We start from the raw sequence: 20645 nt of genomic DNA, 5'->3' as shown, positions 1-20645 counted from the left end.
TCCTAAAAAAACATGTGTTTATAAAGACAACAATAGAAAACCATATTTCAACATAAACTTATATTTTTACATTAAAAAATCTTCGTCTTATTTTTTTTCGATATCTGCGAGATTAAACAACTCAAAAGACATATAATCTTCATTTCCCCCATAAAGCATTTGATAATCACGACTTATATACAATCCATCTTTTTGCACAAATGAGACATAAGAATTATATATTGATTCTGGGAACAATGTTTCTCCTATTATTTGATAGTCTTTATCCAATATTATAACCGAAAATTTCTTCCTACCATAAACAGCTTTTCCCCACCAGTTAATGTTATCTTCCAAAGTCGTTTTAGGGTATGCAAACCTATAGTAAACCTCTCTATAAGGATCGTATATCAAATCACCATAGCGAGCTAGTTCAAGATTCAGCTTAGGACCCTTTTCTGTATCTTCTTGCCTTGCAGTAGGAGAATCAATATATTTACTTTTAACTTTAATTTTCTTTATCTCAGAATGATCAATCGATGCAACAATTATATCTTCACTTACATAAAAAGAATAAATAAATTCTTTCCCATTATATGCACGACTAAACCTCGAATCATTCGCTTGCAACTCATCCGCAGTCAGAATATCATAAGTCAAAGAAAGACTTTCGCATTTCTTATAAACAGTATCAATTATCACACTAAGTGGTGTTTCGGCTATGGGATGAAAATGATTCACTGCATTTTGGGTTATATATATTTTATTATCAATAACAACAGGCGGTATATATGGATGTGATGACGGATTATATGAAGGAATAACCTTATATCCGGTACTCGTCATTCCATATGGAATTTTTTGAATAAGGTTGCATAATGTATCGACCTTCATCAATCCATTATAAGCATAAGAAGAAACATATATATTATCAAAATCTTTTATGTAAAAGCCAGTTGGTTGAACTACTCCATTAGGTCCTTCAGAATTTAATTTCAATTTAAAAAGAAACTTACTTGTGGCAAAGTCATAGAAAAGAATTTGGTTTGTACGATAGTTTAAAAAAGAAAGATACTCCTTGCCTTTACCATTATTAAATGTAAATAAATAGAAAGCATTATATCGTACATCCGAATCTAAAAAAAACTTTTTAATGCTTTCAGTAGCCTCCAATTTACAATGATATGAACTTGACATTTTCTCTTTCTTACACGAGGCAAGAAGACAAATGAGTAAAAAGAACAGTAATATTTTCATAAAATACTTTTTCATATCATTTTCTTTTAGGTTTTCCAATAATTAAAGCTCTGCATTTATCCTTTCAACGGAAAGCAATACAATTACTACCTTTGCCGAGCCCTCCTTTCTTTAGTAGGTTATGGGGCGGATGGTATACCATTGTCTCCGGAAAATCGGTATAAGTCAGCCTTTTTTCGTGTGTCGCAGTGGTACATGTTGCAAACAGGAGAAACAACAGCAATATATTGATCAAAGGTTTCATTCAAGACAAAACTAAAGTGATTAGGTACTACACCAGTTATACATAGCTAGGAAGAAGAATAATATCAAAAACATAGCTCGACGAAAAGCGCTTGTTTCTCCCGTTGTTTTATATATTCGAAAGTCTAGAAGATAAAGAGTGAAAATGAGTGTCATTAGCCAACAATCAGTATCCTTATTATTCACAAATATCAGATTTGTCAATCCGACTAAGGATCCTATAATTCCAATTATAACAACGGGAATACTATAAAAAAATCTTTTCGATATTACCATATTGATTGCATATTTGCATTTAATACTCTGAAAAATATAAGCTTGTGAGTAGGGATAACGCAGCTATATTAATTGGATTTTCTGGCTCAGACAAAACAGTTCTATTTTCCATTAGTGTTTTCTCGAATTCATCAAAAGAAATCTCTTTTTCTGCAATAATTTCTTTTCCATCTTCAAGAGAGTCGTCCATGTTTAATATCGTGTGTTGAGTACAAGCACTAAGGCTAACCATCATGAAAGCCAATAAAAAGGTAAAGCATGAGCTTACTTGTTTAATTTTAAAGAACGTTTTTTTCATATGTGTGTTTTTTGATTAACATGCGTAATTATAGTTAAATTATTGATATACAGTATTAAATCAATAGCAATATTAACTTTTATTAATTAGTTTAGATAAAATATGATGAATTTTAGTGTTTTAAGTATAGTAATTAAATAATGTATTCTTATTCAATAATTCGCTCTTTGATATTTTAGGAAGTTTGATAAAAGCTAGCCATTGATACCCTAAAATGATAAAAGAGCAATGACTTTGAAAGTACATTGCTCTTTTATTTTCCGTTTGCAGCTTAATCAAGGGTGAGATCTTCGATTACATCTTTTGATTGTTGCTGAACGTCATTTCTTACTTCCGGTGAAAAAAACACCCAATAACCTATCAATAATATAGCGATGATAATGGCTATAACAATCCAGGTTCTTTTTCTATCTCTCATAATTTGTCAAGGGTTTAGTTAATTATGCTTTAAGAACAAAAGTAAACAACGCTTTGTTCAGTGCATTTCCCCTTGAAAAATCACTCTGCAGCCCGAAGAATAAGGGTAGTGGCTCCAATGGTTATCACTGCTCCGTCTTCAATGCGGATGCGATCTTTGTCGCCCAGCAACTCGTTCATTAAAAAAGTACCGGTAAGGCTGGGAGCATCGCGCAGCGTATAAATAATCTTACCTTGCTTGTTGCGCTTGACGTTGATAATGCAGTGGCGGCGATCCATACTCATGTCGCTACTCTCAATCGGGGAGTTGATAACCGTACCTACGCAACGACGGCCGATGATGTTATCTCCTTCTTGCAAAGGAAGTATCTGCTTAAAACCGAAAATATTCTCAATAACCATTACGCAGCCAAACTCTTCGTTTTGAAGCTCTTCCTCCAAGTCCTCCTCTTTGCGAAGTGCCTTGACCTTACTCTTTCCCAGGCGAATACTGAATTGTTTGCTACAATGCTCACATACGAATACCAAGGATTGGCCTTCGCTATATTTGGTCTCATCAAAAGAAATGTAATTTTCACATTTCGGACATAAAATTCTCTTCATATTTCTTTATTTAGCTAACAGCCAGGCATTCTGGTATGCCTCGTTTTTTCTAAGCTGTAGCATTTGTTTGGTAGCTTCTTCATTGGTAGCGTAAGACATGATGCTTACACGAATTTTACCATCACTATGTAGCACGGCGGCATTCTCAAATCCCTCAGCCTTGAGTTTTGTGACCAATGTTTCTGCATTTTTGAGTGCAACACCTCCAGCCACAATGATATGAAAACGATTATCTTCCACACGCGACTTTTCGGTCGGTTCGGGCACGGATACCGATTCTACGGACGGGGTCTTGGCTACTTTAATTTCTTTTACGGCTATGGGCTTGGCAACAGTAGGCTGCTGCTTTTTATCTGTTTTAGTAACCGATTTTTTTGCCATGACTATAGGGGTGGTCGCCACCGATTGCTTTTCTATCTTCTCGAATAGATCGGAAGGCAGCAACTGCGCATAATTTTCTTTCTCCACATACGTATTTTCTATGGGGGTTGACAGAAAGAAGAAGAGAGCAATAGCCGCAACTATCGCAACAGCATTGCGCAGTAAGGCACGATTTATTTTGATTTCGTAGCTCTTTTTTTCTTCCAGCACCACCGGCGTCAACACTTTTTCTTTGGGTTGTCGCAGCACAGAGAGCTCTTTCATCTCAAAAGAATCGAGCCCATATAAATAAGGAGTAGTGATTTTATGGTCGTATGGAACAAATTCATACGTATCATGAATGGTATACCGTACTTCGCCCACATTGATCAAATCGATTTTACCATCTTCGTGGAGCGTAGCGATGAGTTCGCTTACTTCTTTTTCAATTCTTTTGGCAGCATCCGAAAAATTAGTATCATACACATTCATATAAGATTGCACCAATACGCCATCGTTCAGCCGCAATTGCGGATTAAACCCGATCGTACGCATAGGTGGAAGAAATAAGTTCTCATGCTCCACTCGTACGGCAGGGGCGTAGTGAGCAACAAACCCACCAAAACCGGGAACGATTACGCAATCATTCTCCAACAATAATATCTCTATATGCTGTGCTAATTCGATCATGTTTGCAAAAATAGTAAATTTATCGCAGAACTTGGCTTTTCTAGCCGTTTTTTTCTTGAGTAGAATTAATTTTTGATTACACTTCAAAACTATAATCCAATAAAAATGTTTATATAATATATTGTATTTCAGATCGATACAAGAGTACGTATTTTTGGTCTCAATGATTAGTATATTAACGGAGTGTTAAATACGTACTTTTGGTGTCATTCATATACTAATTATTGGTGGTAAGAGGTAGACTCTTCTTTGCTACATGAAAATAACTTAACAGACCAATGAGGTGACGATGAAACAGCAATTCTCTGCCATAAGCAGGAGTAGCACCAAATACATTAGTGATACTGTTTAAATATATAATCAAATTTAGAGAACTCCTTTCCATCCTATAGCTGGAATATTAGATTTTTTTTCTACTTTTGCAAAGTTTACGCATATCTCTTAAAAACAGGCAGGCAGCTTCTTTTACGAATCGTCTGTTTTGGGTATAAAAGGAATTTGGGAAGACAATTTAAGGACTCAATTAAAAAAGACAACGATTGTTTTGAATATGAATTATATACAAACTGAGATAGAAGGAGTTTGGCTGATAGAGCCTCACGTTTTTTCGGATGATAGAGGGTACTTTATGGAGGCTTTTAAGCAAGAAGAATTTGACTCTCATATCGGTGCAGTTAAGTTTATACAAGACAATGAATCAAAATCATCGTTCGGGGTATTGCGAGGACTGCACTATCAGAAAGGAGAGTACTGCCAGGCCAAGCTGGTGCGTGTGATTAAAGGCGAGGTACTAGACGTGGCGGTCGATCTGCGAAAGTCTTCACCCACCTTCGGAAAGCATATCAGTGTACTGCTGAGCGAAGAGAACAAGCGTCAGCTTTTCATTCCCCGTGGTTTTGCACATGGTTTTCTGGTAATGAGCGAAGAAGCCATTTTTACGTATAAAGTAGACAATGTCTATGCACCCGGTGCCGAAGCATCTATTTTATATAACGATGCCGATCTGGCAATCGACTGGCCCATACAAGAAGAGCAGCTCGTATTGTCGCAGAAAGACAAACAAGCCAGAACTTTTAACGGAGCTGAATGTTTTATGTAAAAACTAAACACAGTAGGATAATATGAAGATAGCAATTGTTGGAACAGGATATGTCGGTTTGGTAACAGGTACTTGTTTTGCCGAAATAGGAGTCGATGTGACCTGTGTCGATACAAACAGTGATAAGATAGAGGCTCTGAAGAAAGGTACTATTCCAATCTACGAAAATGGGCTCGAAGAGATGGTTGTACGCAATATGAAAGCCGAGCGACTGAAATTCACCACTTCACTGGTCAGTTGCCTGGATCGTGTCGAAGTTATTTTTAGTGCAGTAGGAACTCCGCCCGATGAGGATGGTAGTGCCGATCTGAGTTACGTACTCGCTGTGGCCCGCACCATTGGCATGCATATGAATGACTATAAGCTCATTGTAACGAAAAGCACCGTGCCGGTAGGTACAGCCAAGAAAGTGCGAAACGCCATTCAAGAAGAGTTGGACAAAAGAGGTGTATCGATTGAGTTTGATGTAGCTTCGAACCCCGAATTCTTGAAAGAAGGCAACGCAATCAGCGACTTTATGAGTCCGGATCGCGTGGTGGTTGGCGTAGAGTCGGAGCGTGCAGAGAAACTGATGTCCACCCTTTATAAACCGTTTTTATTAAACAACTTCCGTGTTCTCTTCATGGACATACCCTCGGCCGAGATGACCAAATACGCCGCAAACTCAATGCTGGCAACTCGTATCAGCTTTATGAACGATATAGCCAACCTTTGCGAAATAGTGGGGGCTGATGTCAATATGGTACGTAGCGGCATTGGCTCGGATACGCGCATAGGCCGAAAATTCCTCTATCCGGGTATCGGATATGGTGGTTCCTGCTTTCCGAAAGATGTCAAAGCACTCATTAAAACAGCCGAACAGAATGGATACGATATGCGCGTGTTACGAGCGGTAGAGGAGGTGAACGAATGGCAGAAAGGAACTTTATTTGATAAGCTCGAAAAATATTTCGATGGAGAGCTATCCGGAAAAACGATTGCTTTGTGGGGACTTGCCTTTAAGCCCGAAACAGATGATATGCGAGAGGCTCCGGCATTAGTGATTATTGATAAATTGCTCCGGGCAGGCTGCAAAGTACGGGTGTATGATCCGGCAGCGATTGCCGAGTGCAAGCGTCGTATAGGTAATACGGTATATTATGCCAACGATATGTACGATGCTGTTCTCGATGCAGATGCACTGTTGTTGATAACCGAATGGAATGAGTTCAGACTTCCATCTTGGGCTGTTATTAAAAAGACAATGAACATGCCCGTTGTACTGGACGGACGCAACATCTACGATAAAAAAGAGATGGAAGAAAAAGGGTTCGTATATCATTGTATTGGCAAGTAAGATAATTATTTTGTACTTGATGTGCAGAACAAACGAATGGATAAATACATAGCGATATTAGTATTGATTTTGCTGACGGCATGCGGAAGCAAGCAGAAGCAAAATTCGTCTCAATCCAATGAAGATCTTCATGCAAAATCTTCATTGCAGGGCATTTGGGTCGATAGCGAAACCGACTCTCCTTTGATGCGCATCAAGGGAGATACGATTTATTATTCCGACCCGCAGAATCTCCCTGTATATTTTAAAATTAGTAATGACTCTCTTTATACGTACGGAAACGACCTGAATCGGTATCGTATCGATAAACAAACAGAAAACGTGTTTTGGTTTCATTCATTTCCCGATCATATTGTGAAGTTATATAAGTCCGAAGAGCCGAATGATTCGCTGGCTTTTTCTATGCATACGATAGCAACGGCACCCGTATATAGCGAAAAAACAAAGAAAGACAGCGTGATCATGTACAACGGAACACGCTACCGGGCCTACGTCTATATCAATCCGTCCAAGATAAAAGTAATCAAAACAACGTACTCGGAAGAGGGTATGAGCATGGATAATGTATATTACGACAACGTAATGCATATTTGTATCTATGAAGGTAGAAAAAGCCTGTTTGCAAGCGATATTACGAAGCAAATGTTTGCCAACGTTATTCCGGAAGACTTCTTAAATCAATCGATCTTATCGGATATGAACTTCACCGGTATCGACAGTAATGGATATCATTATCAAGCAATGATTTGTATTCCCGAGAGTGCTGTTTGCAATATAGCCAACCTCACTGTCAGCTTTAAAGGAGAATTAAGTATAACAGCTGCCAAATAGAGATACAACGAAAAAATCTCACTACGTATATCGATTCCGTTTGGGATTATCGTTATATGTAGTGAGATTTTTTTTATCAGGATAAAACGTTGTTGTCTTTATCTCTTTCCTTTAAATCTTCCTTTGCGGTTACCGCCACCACGAAAGTTTCTTCCTTTTCCACCACCGTTGGTACGCGGGTTGTATTCGGGAACATCACCTAATTCTGCCGGAACAGGTATTTTGTATATATCCTTCTCCAGAAAATTTTCTATATTCTTAAAGTTCGTTTGTTCTTTCTCGCTTACGAAAGTAATGGCTACACCATCGTTATTAGCGCGGGCAGTACGTCCGATGCGGTGTACATAGTCTTCACTATCGTTAGGCACGTCGAAGTTAATCACCGAACGAATGTCGTCAATATCAATACCTCTTGATACAATATCCGTAGCAACAAGTATATTGATCCGTCCCGATTTGAATTCATGCATAATAAACTCTCGCTGCGATTGCTCCAAATCGGAGTGCATTTCGCCTACGTTGAGCTTCATCATCTTCAATGCCTTAGCTACTTCTTTTACCTTGATTTTGGAAGAGGCAAAGATGATAACGCGTTCGGGCATCTCTTCGGCACAAAGGCTGCGAACAATACCTAATTTCTGATTCTCGTAGCAAATGTAGGCTGCCTGTACAATCTTCTCGGCCGGTTTAGATACAGCTAGCTTTACTTCGGCAGGGTTGTGGAGAATGGTTTTTGCCAACTGTTGAATCTTTGTCGGCATGGTAGCCGAAAACATAATTGTCTGACGTTCTTTAGGCAAGTATTTTACAATCTGCATGATGTCGTCAGAGAATCCCATGTCGAGCATACGATCGGCTTCATCGAGTATAAAGTAAGAAACTTTAGAAAGATCGACATAACCCAAACTGAGATGAGACAAAAGACGTCCGGGGGTAGCGATAACCACATCGGCGCCTAACATTAAGCCACGTTTTTGTTGTTCGAAAAGCCCACCATCATTTCCACCATATACGGCAACACTCGATGCCGGCATGAAGTAAGAAAATCCTTCCATCTGTTGATCTATCTGTTGAGCCAGCTCACGGGTAGGAGACATTATGATACAATTAATGGCATCTTCCTGATGGCCACCTTCAGAAAGTTTATTCAGTATCGGAAGCAAATAGGCAGCTGTTTTACCAGTACCGGTTTGAGCGACTGCGATTAAATCTCGCCCTTCAAGGATAATAGGGATTGCCTGTTCTTGTATGGGGGTACATTCATCAAATCGCATGGCGTCAAGTGCTTCAAGCACATTGTCGTTTAATTTAAGTTCGGAAAACTTCATCGTTTCTTTTTATTTGCTGACAAAGATAAAATATTTCACTATGCAGTACAACTGTTTCGGTTTCTTTTCTTCGGCAGGCTTTTATATAATCTATATATTCAAGTATGAATCCTTGAATCCAAGGAAATACAACACTCCATCGAGCCCGATTGTATTGATTGCTTGTTTAGCATTAGCAACTACTTTGGGTTTGGCATGAAAAGCAATACCAAGCCCGGCAATACCCAACATCGGCAGATCATTGGCTCCATCACCTACGGCAATGGTTTGGGCAATATCGACTCTTTCTACCTGCGCTATCAGGCGAAGAAGCTCGGCTTTGCGTTTGCCGTCTACAACGTCGCCCAGATAGTGACCGGTCAGTTTGCCGTCTATAATCTCTAGTTCGTTGGCATATACATAATCGATACCGTATTTCTGTTGCAGATAGTTGCCAAAATAGGTAAATCCCCCCGAGAGGATGGCAATCTTATATCCGTACTTCTTCAATACATACATCAAGCGTTCAACCCCTTCGGTGATAGGCAGACTCTCGGCAATCTCCTGCATCACCGATTCGTCTAAGCCTTTGAGCAGTGCTACCCGTTCGCGAAAGCTTTCGGTAAAGTCTATCTCTCCACGCATGGCACGTTCGGTTATTGCCTTAACCTGGTCGCCGACACCGGCACGTATGGCCAATTCGTCAATAACCTCTGTTTCGATCAGGGTAGAGTCCATGTCAAAGCAAATCAAGCGACGCATTCGGCGATACATATTATCGAGTTGGAAAGAGAAATCCATCTCCAGTTCACTGGCCAGACACATGAGTTGCTCCTGCATGTCGATGCGGTCTTTGGGAGTACCTCGCACCGAGAACTCAATACAGGCGCGTGTATGTTCATCGCACTCGCTCAAAGGAATTCGACCGGTAAGACGCTTAATAGCATCGATATTCATGCCTTGCTCGGATAGAATGCGCGTAACTGCCGAAATTTGTCGGGCAGTTAGTTTGCGTCCTAAAAGGGTGAGTATATAACGGTTTTTGCCTTGCATCTGCACCCAGCTTTCGTACTCTTCGACCGAGACGGGATGAAAGCGAATGCTAACACCCAAAGAGGAAGCCTTAAAAAGTAACTCCTTCATTATGAAGCCCGAATGATGCTCCTCAGTCATGCAAAGAATACCCAGCGAAAGGGTATTGTGAATATCGGCCTGACCAATATCTAAAATGGTAGCATCATACTTAGCTAGTATTTCAGTCACGGAAGCTGTTAGTCCGGGACGATCCTCTCCGGTGATACGGATAAGAATCAGTTCAGTTTTGGATGGTTGCATAGTTGAATAGTACTTATTACAGGATACAAAAGTAACGAAAAAACTTAATTTTTATGCTAAATAACATAAGAAATAACACTTTAGTATCAAGAGGGCACTTCTTTTAAGCGCTTATTGCAATACGATTGAAGTTTCTTATGATTTTTTGAGTTAAAAGAAAAGTCAAATCTTAACAGATAAGCCATAATCATACGTCGTAAAAGCCCTAAAACACGAGTAAATATGCCTGTTTTGCATACCAATATAAGCACTAATCTATACAGTTTGATATGTTATATAACATGAAAAAAAATCTATTCTATTGATTTATAAGATAAAAGCATTATCTTTGCAACCGCTCAGAATAAAGCGCTATTCTGAATCAATCAAAGTTGTTTTACAATTGTTGTATAATAGGCTATAAACAAGCTTACAAAACATTGTGAATCAGCCAGTATTAACTAAAACCGCATTACATGAAGTATGTAAAATGGATTTTTGTTGTATTACTAATAAGTTCCTTAACCGCTTTCGTAGAGAAAGATAAACCTACCGGAGGTTTAAATGTGGGCGACGTAGCCCCTGATTTTAAAATCGAATCTGCGTCGAACGGGCAGCACGTTCCCGACTTAAACAGCTTGAAAGGTCGATATGTGTTACTTAGTTTTTGGGCAAGTTACGATGCGCAATCCCGGATGCAAAACGCAAGTTTGAATAATGCGCTTCGATCGACTACCCACAATAATGTAGAAATGGTTTCAGTGTCATTTGACGAATATCAATCGATATTTAAAGAGACTATTCGTAAGGATCAAATAGTTACGCCTACTTGTTTCGTGGAGACGAGAGGCGAAGGTTCCGGGATATTTAAAAAATATCGATTAAGCCGAGGATTTACTAACTATTTACTAGATGGAAATGGTGTTATTATTGCCAAAAACATCTCTGCTGCAGAACTTTCTGCTCATGTTAAGCAACTCGGATAATCCAAGAGCTGAGCATCAGGAGAAAGGGGGAATCTGACAAACAAGTCACTTGTTCGTCGGATAGACAAAAGAGGAAATGTATACAACAAAAAAATACCGTCCGGACATTTGCTTACTGCAAATCCGGACGGTATTTTACGTTTAACGTGTCTCTTCCCGTTATTTGGGTGCTTTCTTATAAAGATAGAATGCAATAAACGAGTATAGTATATTCGGAATCCATACCGCCACCACAGGGGGCATATTACCACTTACGGCGAAAGTGGCCGCAATGGTTTGGAACAGGATATAGGAGAAACTCAAAGCAAGCCCAATACCCAAATGAAGCCCCATACCTCCTTTTGTTTTCTTGGAAGAAAGCGACACGCCGATAATGGTCAGGATAAATGAAGCGAACGACATGGCAATACGCTTATGGTATTCGATCTCAAACTCCTTGATATTGGCAAAACCACGACGCTTTTGCTTATCAATGTATTCGCTCAATTGCGGGCTGGTAAGCATCTCTTGCTGGTTCTTCATAATGAGGAAGTCGGACGGGTCCATATTGATAATCGAATCTACCCGGTCGCCTTTCGTGATCGTTTCCTTCAAGCCGTCGAGGTTTCGAATCATATAATCGTGGATGGTCCATTTATTAACTGTTGTCGTATCGTAAGTGATGCGTCGAGCCGTCAGATGCGAAACAAGCTTCTTGTCGACAAACTTATCCAATGAGAAGCGATTGCCCGTTTTGTTATAGTCAGAATAGTTATCGATATAAGCTATCACTCCGCTATCTACTTCGAGCTGAACATTGCTCACAGCACTTGTTTTTTTCTTCTTCACATACCGATCTTCGAAATTCAAACGCGTAACGCTACCCTTCGGGATGATATAAGATCCCAAAGCAAAGGTCGTTAACGCAATGATAGCCGCCGATATCATATAAGGGCGCATCATTCGTTTAAAGCTCATGCCGGTGGAGAACATGGCTATAATTTCAGAATTCTCGGCAAGCTTGGAAGTGAAGAAAATAACGGCAATGAAAACAAACAGCGGACTAAACAGGTTGGCGAAATAGGGGATGAAGTTCATGTAATACTGAAAAACAATGGCCGTCCAAGGAGCTTGATGCTCCATGAACTTATCCATCTTTTCATTAAAGTCGAATACTACTGCAATGGAGATAATCAGTGCAATAGCAAACACGTACGTCCCCAAGAATTTCTTGATGATATACCAGTCCAGTTGTTTGATGAATCGATTACTTCTCATGCTTTATAGTCTTGTTGAGACCCTTTTTACCATCATAGGTTTCCAGGTAGAGAAATCACCGGCAATAATGTGCTTGCGTGCTTCGCCCACTAACCAGAGATAAAATGCCAAGTTATGTATAGAGGCTATCTGCATAGCCAACAACTCCTGTGCATGAAATAAATGCCGCAAATAAGCCTTGCTATACAGTGTATCGACAGACGAAGCCCCATCGATCTCGATAGGAGAGAAGTCCATTTCCCACTTTTTATTTCGCATATTCATGATACCGTCTTTGGTAAAGATCATTCCGTTTCGTCCGTTACGGGTAGGCATCACACAGTCGAACATGTCTACACCGCGTTCAATACCTTCGAGAATATTGACCGGAGTACCCACACCCATCAAATAACGGGGCTTATCTTTAGGCAAAATCTCATTTACCAACTCAATCATCTCGTACATCTTATCGACAGGTTCGCCTACTGCCAATCCGCCAATTGCATTGCCATCAGCTCCTTTCGAAGCAATAAATTCGGCTGATTCTTTACGTAAATCGGGGTAAACACAGCCCTGCACGATAGGGAAAAGAGACTGTTGATAACCGTATTTCGGTTCGGTTTCATTGAAACGCTGAATACATCTGTCGAGCCAACGATGTGTCAGTCCTAGTGACTTTTTGGCATACGCGTAGTCAGAATCTCCCGGAGGACACTCATCAAAAGCCATCATGATATCGGCACCGATGATACGCTCAATATCCATCACCCGTTCGGGGGTAAAGATGTGTTTGCTGCCGTCGATATGCGATCTAAATTCAGCTCCTTCCTCTCTCAACTTTCTGATACCGGCCAACGAGAATACCTGAAAGCCACCACTGTCTGTTAACATCGGACGGTCGAAGCTATTGAACTTATGTAGTCCACCCGCCTTCTCGAGCACTTCCAATCCCGGGCGGAGATAGAGGTGATACGTATTTCCCAGAATAATTTGAGCTTGAATATCCTCTTTTAGTTCTGTTTGATGTACACCTTTTACCGTACCTATGGTACCTACGGGCATAAATATGGGCGTCTGAATCTGCCCGTGGTCTGTTGTAATCAAACCTGCCCGGGCATTGCTTTTAGCGTCTGTATGTTGTAGTTCAAATGTCATTCTTTGTTGGCTTTCTTTGCAGTTAAGTCAATAGCATCGGCTACCTTTTCGTTCGTAAGCGCAATGTTAAATACCTCTTTTATATCACTCACATAATGAAATGTCAGGCCTTTGAGATAGATTTCCTGAATTTCATCAATGTTCTTTTTATTCTCAACACTCATTATAATCTCCTTGATACCGGCACGTTTGGCAGCCAGAATCTTTTCTTTGATACCCCCAACCGGAAGCACTTTGCCGCGAAGCGTAATCTCGCCCGTCATAGCCAGATTTGCTTTTACCTTGCGTTGTGTAAGTGCCGAAGCAAGTGAAGTTGCCATGGTAATACCTGCCGAAGGACCATCCTTGGGAATAGCCCCTTCAGGCACGTGTACATGGATATTCCAGTTGTCGAAAATATCTTCGTCCAAATCGAGTACGGAAGCATGAGATTTAATGTATTCCAGTGCGAGCATGGCCGACTCTTTCATGACGTCTCCCAAGTTTCCGGTCAAGGTAAGACGTCCGCCTTTGCCACGACTCAAACTCGTTTCTACAAATAAGATTTCGCCTCCTACGGCTGTCCAAGCAAGCCCGGTTACCACACCGGCATACTCATTGCCTTGATATTTATCACGACTATATTCGGGAGCTCCGAGGAAGTCATACAAATCGGCCGGTTTAATCTCAGACTTAAGGAAATAACCATCTGTCGCATATTGACGAGCCGATTTACGGAGAATCTTACCAATCTTTTTCTCCAACTCACGTACTCCACTTTCGCGTGTGTACGATTCGATGATGGCTTCTAACGTCTCTTTAGGTATCTTGATATCATTCTTACTCATTCCGGCTGCTTCAAGTGCCTTCGGAACAAGGTGTTTACGAGCAATTTCGACTTTCTCCTCGGTAATGTATCCGCTTACTTCAATCAGCTCCATGCGGTCGAGCAATGGACCGGGAATGGAGTTCAAATTGTTGGCAGTGGCAATAAACATCACTTTCGACAAATCATAATCCACATCCAAGAAGTTATCATGGAATGTTGTGTTTTGTTCGGGGTCAAGTACCTCGAGCAAAGCCGATGAAGGATCGCCTTGACGATCGGCCGTTACTTTATCAATCTCATCGAGAATGAAGACAGGGTTCGAGGAACCGGCTTTGATCAAGCTCTTGATCACTCTACCCGGCATGGCACCGATATAGGTTTTGCGATGTCCGCGTATCTCGGCTTCATCATGCACACCACCCAACGACATACGAATGTATTTGCGTTTCAATGCCGAAGCAATTGATTTTCCCAAAGAGGTTTTACCAACTCCCGGAGGGCCGTACAGACAGATAATAGGCGATTTCATATCACCCTTCAACTTCAATACCGCTAAGTGCTCCAAGATGCGCTCTTTCACCTTCTCCAAACCATAATGATCTTTATTCAATGTCTTCTCGGCATTCTTCAAGTTCAAGTTGTCGTTAGAGTAAATACCCCATGGCAAACTCAGCATAGTTTGAATATAATTCAACTGAATGCTATAATCAGGCGATTGAGGATGGGTACGTTCAAGCTTAGCCAGTTCTTTAAGAAAAACGGCCATTACTTCTTCGTTCCACTTCATTTTCATTGCTTTGGCACGTAGCTCTTCAATTTCCTGCTCCTGACCGCCGCCACCCAATTCATCTTGTATGGTTTTAATCTGCTGTTGCAAGAAATATTCGCGCTGTTGTTGATCAATATCTTCGCGTGCACGCATTTGAATCGACGCCTTTATCTCGGATAGCTGAACTTCGCGGTTCAATATCTCTAATAAACGATACGCCCGCTCTCTGAGTGAGTCGATGCGAAGCAGCTCTATCTTCTCATCTTTTTTCAAAGGAAGGTTTGTACAAATGAAATCGACCAAAAACATATTGCTTTCGATGTTCTTAATGGCAAAGGCCGAGTCCTGATGCAATAAATCCGATGATTTGATATAGCGAATCGTCAGATCCTTGCAGCTGTCTACAAGTGCCTGAAATTCTTTATCCTTTTTCGAAGGAATGTCTTCTTCGAGTAGTTGTACTTCGCCTCGTAGGTAAGGATGGGTTTCTGTTATGTTTTGAAGTTCGAAACGTTTGAGCCCCTGTAAGATGACCGTAGTTGTCTGATCGGGCATTTCGAGAATGCGTATGATTTTACCAATGGTACCAATAGTATGCAAGTCTTCAAACCCCGGTTCGTCCACCTGAGCTACCTTTTGACAAACAACAGCAATATTTAGATTCTTCTTTTCTGCCTCACGAATCAGTTTGAGTGATGACTTTCGTCCTACCGAAACAGGCATAAATACTCCAGGGAACAACACCATATTGCGAAGAGGAAGAACAGGAAGCGTTTCGCCAGACTTTATTTTTACGTCAATCATCTGTTCATCATTGCCACCGAAATCGGCTATTAATGAAAATGCATTGTTGTCCGTATCTTCCATTTCTCTTAAGTATCTTTCTTTCATCATTTCGTATAAATTAGTTTATGTCATAGTGATAGGCATAAATCGCCCGCAAAGTTAATTGATTCTTCATTAATAACGAAGAATGCATTCAATAAAATCACAAAAACAATGCCAAATAATGATACAGATGCGTGACTATCTCGCTATTATTATTTATTTTTGACGATTCTCTTAAAATATTAGCAAATGGCCAATTCATATTTCCAATTTAAACAATTTACAGTATGGCATGACAAGTGCGCTATGAAGGTAGGAACCGATGGCGTGTTATTAGGCGCATGGGCACCCGCCAAAGATGCGCTTCGGATACTCGACATCGGCACCGGTACCGGTCTGGTTGCACTCATGCTTGCACAGCGAAGTCAAGCTACCATTGCAGCACTTGAAATAGATAAAGATGCTTCCATACAAGCTATTGAAAACATAGAACGCTCTCCTTGGCAGAGTAGGATAGAGGTAGTTCGAGCCGATTTTAAATCTTATCGCCCCGCACTTGCGTTCGACTTGATTGTCTCCAACCCTCCTTATTTTATCGATTCAATGAAGTGTCCCGACGGACAAAGAAGTACCGCCCGGCATACCAACGAACTGAGTTACGAAGATTTAATCGAAGGAGTTAGTGCCTTACTCGGTCATAATGGCACATTCTGTATTGTTATCCCAACCGATGTATCCGAAAAGGTGAAGAGTATCGCCCTTGAATACCATCTGTATCCGGAGCGACAACTATTTGTTATCACTAAACCTGGTGCAGCCCCCAAGCGCACTTTAATCAATTTTACATTCAAAGAACAGGATTGTTATACAGAAGAGTTGCTAACCGAAATTTCGAGACATCAATATAGTCAGGAATACATCGCTTTAACCAAAGATTATTACATGAAGCTATAAAAAAAGAGAAAAGCAATTACATAGATTATGTAATTGCTTTTCTCTTTTGTCGGGGTAGCGGGATTCGAACCCACGACCCCCTGCTCCCAAAGCGATATTTCGATGTTTTCAATCGATTTATTTTCAGTTACTTATAACGGTTGAGCCAATTGGTTATAAGATAGTTCAAAGAGCGATTCTATTTATTGAAATTGATGCTATATGTCAATGCACAAGATATTACTTTTAAATTCTTTTACTTTCTCCGCATTGTTAGAGTTGAATCCCGATATCTTCCAGAGTGTATTGGAGTCATTTATATCTTCATGATTATCTGGAAGCCACTTGCATAAATACAGATCAATATCTCTACATGACACCCATAACACAACATAGAACCCATTTATCAGCTGCTTGTAATATAGGTCGCCAATTTTATTGGAGATGCCATAATCAATGAGATATTTGAAGCTCGAATCCTTATTATATGTATCATTCCTGTTCATCTTAAAACTTGATGTTTATTGTTGTTTTCTTAATAAAAGATACTTTTTCGTTCTTCATAGAATGCTTGGCCAATACTATATTGCACTTGGTTCCGCAAAAGCGACATTGTGAGTTGTTTTCATTTTACAATTCACTATCTTTCTTAGAATCAAGCTCCCAATAGGTTCTGTCATCCCCATCAAATGCTTTAAATCCAATAGTCTTGAATCTAAGATTAGTCAATTCATTCTTTACTTCGAGATATGTATCCTTTTTTACCATATTATCTACAAACATATATCCTGTAAACGTTATATCGCGTCCAGACATTGATACCTGAATATTTTTCTCCCATAATTTGTCCCTTACACTGTTGAAATACACTCTACGAGCCACATTAAAGTATTTCTTTTGAAATAACAACAATGCCCTGTCGAGCTCATCGTTTGATATGCGTGCAACCTTTCTCTCTGCCTTTTCCGCTTTAATTAGAAATTTGCGTACGTCTTCTATATCATTGAGATCGGCAGGCTGGTTTAACTCAAAGATGAGATCAGCTACACTTTGCTCTTCTACTAGCTGGTTATTGGCTTCCTCATTTGAACCATAAAATGACTGCCTTGGGTTTCCTTGGAAAAAATTCGAATACGATGCATAATAATGGCCTACATCAAGTGTGCTATCACTATACAGATAGATGACTTTATCGGGATTTAATTGCAGCTCAGTTCTCATAATGTTCACTTCATCTCCTGTCTTTATCTCTTCAAGAGTCCATATATGACACTCTTTGGTAGTCGATTTAAAAACAGATGCTGCAAGCATCTTGTATTTTATTATCTGTTTTTTCTCTTGCTTTACATCGCTACTTTCGTTTAGACTATTAGAGCGATTTCCACATGACGAAAGCATTACTAGGATAATGATGGGAATGTATTTTAATGCTTTGTTCATATTACTTGTGATTTTGGCTATCTTACTCTCTTTCGTGTTTCAAAGTCAATTATTATGCAGTCTTGGTATTAGATTCTTTTTTCTCTCCGAGACCTACTATCTCTCGAAGCACTTTATTTTCTGCCTTAAGAGAAATTATTTCATTTTTAAGTTCTTCAATTTCAGCAGAATCAGACGAATCATGTTTGGTCATATTTCCTTTTCCTACAAGAAGCCATTCTGCCGAGATAGACGGATTACCGTTTAAAATCGAATTTAATAAAGAATATCTTGGCTCAGCCCCTTTAATACATTCGTTCAATGTCGTTGGAGCAACTCCTATTTTTATAGCATAACTTCTTATACTTCTTTCACCACTATTTTTGAATAGTATATTAACTCTTTCATTTATAGTTGATTCCATTGTTTTTTTATTTATAATTTGTCTAAATTGCAATATTCCGTTCACTTCATCTTGTTTATGAACGGAATACCGTTTATATTTGCATTCAATATTAGTACCGATACTACTAATACAGGGTACAAAATTTAATAATCCTCAAAAGTAAGATAAAGTTATGACAGAAGCAAAAATTAAAACCAAAATTTCAGTGAAAGACACTCTGTTAGCCATTCCAGTCGGAGAGGGTAGAGTTATCAAGAATCGTGTCATTAAGTCCTCCGTTATCAGATCGGCTATTCAAAAAATGAAACCGGAAGGTTATTCTTTCACCGTTTCCGAAGCTGGTCGTATCGATGATGTATTAGTCACCCGAAATAACTAACTAAAAATAACCGATTAAATGAACAGCATTATGGAACATTTAGTACCTATTTTTTTCTTTGCCTTATTGTGTGTAGCTACGTTCGCTATTTTAGTGAGAACAGTCAATAAAGCTTTTGGTATTCGCAAAAATAGCTCTATTCAAACATCTGCTTCCGAAACAAAATTCATCACCACATGTGGTATAGAGCACCCTTTGTTTGCACCATACACTCGTTCGCGTATTCTTCATCAAGAAGAATCATCTAAGCATGTATATAAAAGAAATGGTGAAGAATCTATCTGCACCATCTCCAAATCATATACAATGCAGCTGAAACTCTTCGGGATGAACATTTTTCGGAAAACAATCATAGATGGTATTGTCACTTATAATCTACTACGCGTATTTAAGTTAACAAACTATTCTTCGAGTGTTATTGAGTCCACTAGTTCTACCCAAGACAAGAAAATCGTTTCACGTTATAGTCTACGCTCGAAAACCATTCTTTCTATTCCTTCTTTCTCGTCTGTGATCATCAATGAACACGAGGAGCTGAAACCAATCGAAGAAAATCGGCATATCCCACCTTAATCTTCATCGAAGATCCATCTACAAAGTATGCATGTATCTCCGAACCATTATCAATCACTTTTACAATGGTATCAATATTTATGCAATAATCTCGGTACAATACGCTGCCTGCTTCCATAGCGGCAACCTCAATAAATTTACTCATAATTCTTAGTTTTTAAAAGTTAGCATTACAAAGTTAAGAATTCCGAGGAAACGACGAAGACCAAACCCGGAATCGTTTCCTCGATTAGAACAAAAGAATAACATTATGGAAACAATCAACATCAACCGATTCAGTCAAAGGCTACTTACAGCCATTGTTTCAATCATCGTTCTTTTTGGATGCATCTATGCCGGACGCACCGAACTCAATGACCAAGTTCTATCCGGAATGAGTGATGCCAAATTTGAGTTTATACAACAGTCTATTGGCGGCGGAAGTCCTTCGGATGTGGTCAAAGAATACCTAAGTCGCCAATCCTATTATGACACGGTACATATAACATCTAAGTAATCTTCGAAATTCAATAACAATCAGGCGGCACTGTATAGAGATACGAGTGTGTTTCAGTAGAAAAAACAGCTCAACACCATTTAGAATAACAGTAATAACGAAACAGCCTTATTTATCATGACCGGAGAAAGATACTTAGAACTAATCATTGCCAGAGGCATAAAGATAGGAACTATTCAAACGCTTAAAGCTCTCGGACTTTTGCCCGAGGTAGTAACAATCTCCCAAGCGGAGAACATATATGGAAAACGCCTCATTCGTGAGTGGCGCGAAAAAGGTTGGATAAAATTCTATCCGGCAAAGAATAAAGAACGGGGTAAGCACTACGTCAAGATGTCTGAACTGGAGACGGCCAGCTCTATGATGGACATTAATAATAAGGTGCCCGATAATATCATTAAGCAACTAATGCAAATCGTATGAGAACAATACCACCAGTATCAGCCAAATTGAAAGCATTGCAAGATACCATAGCACTACAGGAAGAACGTCGTGCTCGCGCTATTGAGAAGATGGCACGGAATAAAGAAGAGGCATCTTCGATTCCCAAGCAGCAACCGGTTGAAGTCGTTAAGCGAGAACCAACCGTAGAAGATAAATACCTCATGTCGCTTTTTGAGAGCGGCCGCCAATGCGGTGATTGATTT

At 39.7% G+C, this 20645-nt stretch carries 23 protein-coding genes; 10 read left to right on the top strand and 13 right to left on the bottom strand.

The genetic code is table 11. From position 1 onward, the window contains the following. Window positions 1-87 precede the first annotated feature (87 nt). The 5 genes from TY03_RS09960 to TY03_RS09935 form a co-directional block, all read right to left on the bottom strand. Complete coding sequence (locus TY03_RS09960) at window positions 88-1251, bottom strand: DUF4221 family protein (protein WP_148335637.1); 1164 nt, start codon at window positions 1249-1251, stop codon at window positions 88-90. 523 nt (window positions 1252-1774) lie between these two features. Further along, window positions 1775-2053, bottom strand: a complete 279-nt coding sequence (locus TY03_RS09945) for a hypothetical protein (protein ID WP_042369693.1) — start codon at window positions 2051-2053, stop codon at window positions 1775-1777. 271 nt (window positions 2054-2324) lie between these two features. Next, entirely contained in the window at window positions 2325-2471 is a 147-nt protein-coding gene (locus tag TY03_RS22630) for a hypothetical protein (protein ID WP_187373987.1), read from the bottom strand. Between the two features lie 80 nt (window positions 2472-2551). Continuing rightward, the gene (locus tag TY03_RS09940) at window positions 2552-3073 is read right to left on the bottom strand and encodes an FHA domain-containing protein (protein ID WP_042369691.1); all 522 of its coding nucleotides are present in this window, start codon (window positions 3071-3073) and stop codon (window positions 2552-2554) included. A 6-nt stretch (window positions 3074-3079) separates the two neighbouring features. Beyond that, window positions 3080-4123, bottom strand: coding sequence for an HU domain-containing protein (locus TY03_RS09935; protein ID WP_042369689.1), 1044 nt, complete (start codon window positions 4121-4123; stop codon window positions 3080-3082). Window positions 4124-4673: 550 nt separating this feature from the next. On the opposite strand from TY03_RS09935, the gene rfbC reads away from it, so the two are divergent. The 3 genes from rfbC to TY03_RS09920 are packed head-to-tail and all read left to right on the top strand — an operon-like array spanning window position 4674 to window position 7389. Beyond that, the gene (rfbC, locus tag TY03_RS09930; protein WP_042369687.1) at window positions 4674-5222 is read left to right on the top strand and encodes a dTDP-4-dehydrorhamnose 3,5-epimerase; all 549 of its coding nucleotides are present in this window, start codon (window positions 4674-4676) and stop codon (window positions 5220-5222) included. 22 nt (window positions 5223-5244) lie between these two features. Then, a complete protein-coding gene (locus TY03_RS09925) occupies window positions 5245-6558 on the top strand; it encodes a UDP-glucose dehydrogenase family protein (protein WP_042369684.1) in 1314 nt (437 codons plus the stop codon). Between the two features lie 36 nt (window positions 6559-6594). After that, a complete protein-coding gene (locus tag TY03_RS09920; protein WP_042369682.1) occupies window positions 6595-7389 on the top strand; it encodes a DUF4738 domain-containing protein in 795 nt (264 codons plus the stop codon). A 98-nt stretch (window positions 7390-7487) separates the two neighbouring features. Here TY03_RS09920 and TY03_RS09915 read toward each other — a convergent pair whose 3' ends face one another. Beyond that, on the bottom strand, window positions 7488-8717 hold the full coding sequence (locus TY03_RS09915) for a DEAD/DEAH box helicase (protein WP_042369680.1): 1230 nt from the start codon (window positions 8715-8717) through the stop codon (window positions 7488-7490). A gap of 90 nt (window positions 8718-8807) precedes the next feature. After that, a complete protein-coding gene (serB, locus tag TY03_RS09910) occupies window positions 8808-10031 on the bottom strand; it encodes a phosphoserine phosphatase SerB (RefSeq protein WP_042369678.1) in 1224 nt (407 codons plus the stop codon). Between the two features lie 455 nt (window positions 10032-10486). On the opposite strand from serB, the gene TY03_RS09905 reads away from it, so the two are divergent. Continuing rightward, on the top strand, window positions 10487-10996 hold the full coding sequence (locus tag TY03_RS09905) for a thioredoxin family protein (RefSeq protein ID WP_042369676.1): 510 nt from the start codon (window positions 10487-10489) through the stop codon (window positions 10994-10996). 159 nt (window positions 10997-11155) lie between these two features. Here the strand turns inward: TY03_RS09905 and TY03_RS09900 are convergent, their stop codons facing one another. The 3 genes from TY03_RS09900 to lon are packed head-to-tail and all read right to left on the bottom strand — an operon-like array spanning window position 11156 to window position 15855. Continuing rightward, window positions 11156-12253, bottom strand: coding sequence for an LptF/LptG family permease (locus tag TY03_RS09900; protein WP_042369674.1), 1098 nt, complete (start codon window positions 12251-12253; stop codon window positions 11156-11158). A 3-nt stretch (window positions 12254-12256) separates the two neighbouring features. Beyond that, a complete protein-coding gene (gene tgt / locus TY03_RS09895; RefSeq protein ID WP_042369672.1) occupies window positions 12257-13387 on the bottom strand; it encodes a tRNA guanosine(34) transglycosylase Tgt in 1131 nt (376 codons plus the stop codon). Beyond that, window positions 13384-15855 carry an endopeptidase La gene (gene lon / locus TY03_RS09890; RefSeq protein ID WP_187373991.1) on the bottom strand — a complete coding sequence of 824 codons (2472 nt, stop codon included), beginning with the start codon at window positions 15853-15855 and terminating at the stop codon, window positions 13384-13386. Before lon ends, tgt begins: the two co-directional genes overlap by 4 nt. 186 nt (window positions 15856-16041) lie before the next feature. Between lon and TY03_RS09885 the strand changes: the two genes are divergently transcribed. After that, window positions 16042-16746 carry a tRNA1(Val) (adenine(37)-N6)-methyltransferase gene (locus TY03_RS09885; protein ID WP_042369669.1) on the top strand — a complete coding sequence of 235 codons (705 nt, stop codon included), beginning with the start codon at window positions 16042-16044 and terminating at the stop codon, window positions 16744-16746. A 609-nt stretch (window positions 16747-17355) separates the two neighbouring features. Here TY03_RS09885 and TY03_RS09875 read toward each other — a convergent pair. Continuing rightward, complete coding sequence (locus TY03_RS09875) at window positions 17356-18165, bottom strand: hypothetical protein (RefSeq protein ID WP_042369666.1); 810 nt, start codon at window positions 18163-18165, stop codon at window positions 17356-17358. A gap of 52 nt (window positions 18166-18217) precedes the next feature. Next, complete coding sequence (locus TY03_RS21435) at window positions 18218-18568, bottom strand: hypothetical protein (protein ID WP_052332458.1); 351 nt, start codon at window positions 18566-18568, stop codon at window positions 18218-18220. A gap of 187 nt (window positions 18569-18755) precedes the next feature. Between TY03_RS21435 and TY03_RS09865 the strand changes: the two genes are divergently transcribed. Both TY03_RS09865 and TY03_RS22370 read left to right on the top strand, forming a co-directional pair. Beyond that, window positions 18756-18929: a hypothetical protein gene (locus TY03_RS09865; RefSeq protein WP_154663593.1), complete on the top strand. Its 174-nt coding sequence runs from the start codon at window positions 18756-18758 to the stop codon at window positions 18927-18929. Between the two features lie 30 nt (window positions 18930-18959). Further along, window positions 18960-19502, top strand: coding sequence for a hypothetical protein (locus TY03_RS22370; protein WP_148335636.1), 543 nt, complete (start codon window positions 18960-18962; stop codon window positions 19500-19502). Here TY03_RS22370 and TY03_RS09860 read toward each other — a convergent pair. Further along, window positions 19447-19647, bottom strand: coding sequence for a hypothetical protein (locus TY03_RS09860; RefSeq protein WP_042369661.1), 201 nt, complete (start codon window positions 19645-19647; stop codon window positions 19447-19449). The two genes, TY03_RS22370 and TY03_RS09860, sit on opposite strands and share 56 nt — an antisense overlap. Before the next feature lie 105 nt (window positions 19648-19752). Here TY03_RS09860 and TY03_RS09855 point away from each other — a divergent pair, with 105 nt between their 5' ends. The 3 genes from TY03_RS09855 to TY03_RS09845 all read left to right on the top strand — a co-directional run bounded on the left by TY03_RS09855 (window position 19753) and on the right by TY03_RS09845 (window position 20642). Then, a complete protein-coding gene (locus TY03_RS09855; protein WP_042369659.1) occupies window positions 19753-19998 on the top strand; it encodes a hypothetical protein in 246 nt (81 codons plus the stop codon). Between the two features lie 117 nt (window positions 19999-20115). Continuing rightward, the gene (locus TY03_RS09850) at window positions 20116-20421 is read left to right on the top strand and encodes a hypothetical protein (protein WP_042369657.1); all 306 of its coding nucleotides are present in this window, start codon (window positions 20116-20118) and stop codon (window positions 20419-20421) included. Then, complete coding sequence (locus TY03_RS09845) at window positions 20418-20642, top strand: hypothetical protein (protein ID WP_042369656.1); 225 nt, start codon at window positions 20418-20420, stop codon at window positions 20640-20642. Before TY03_RS09850 ends, TY03_RS09845 begins: the two co-directional genes overlap by 4 nt. The last annotated feature ends 3 nt before the right edge of the window (window positions 20643-20645 follow it).

The sequence above is a fragment of the Bacteroides neonati genome, from assembly GCF_000499785.1.
In the GTDB taxonomy this organism is placed as follows: domain Bacteria; phylum Bacteroidota; class Bacteroidia; order Bacteroidales; family Bacteroidaceae; genus Bacteroides; species Bacteroides neonati.
The sequence above is the reverse complement of the archived record's forward strand: the minus strand, read 5'-3'. Positions and strand labels throughout refer to the sequence as shown.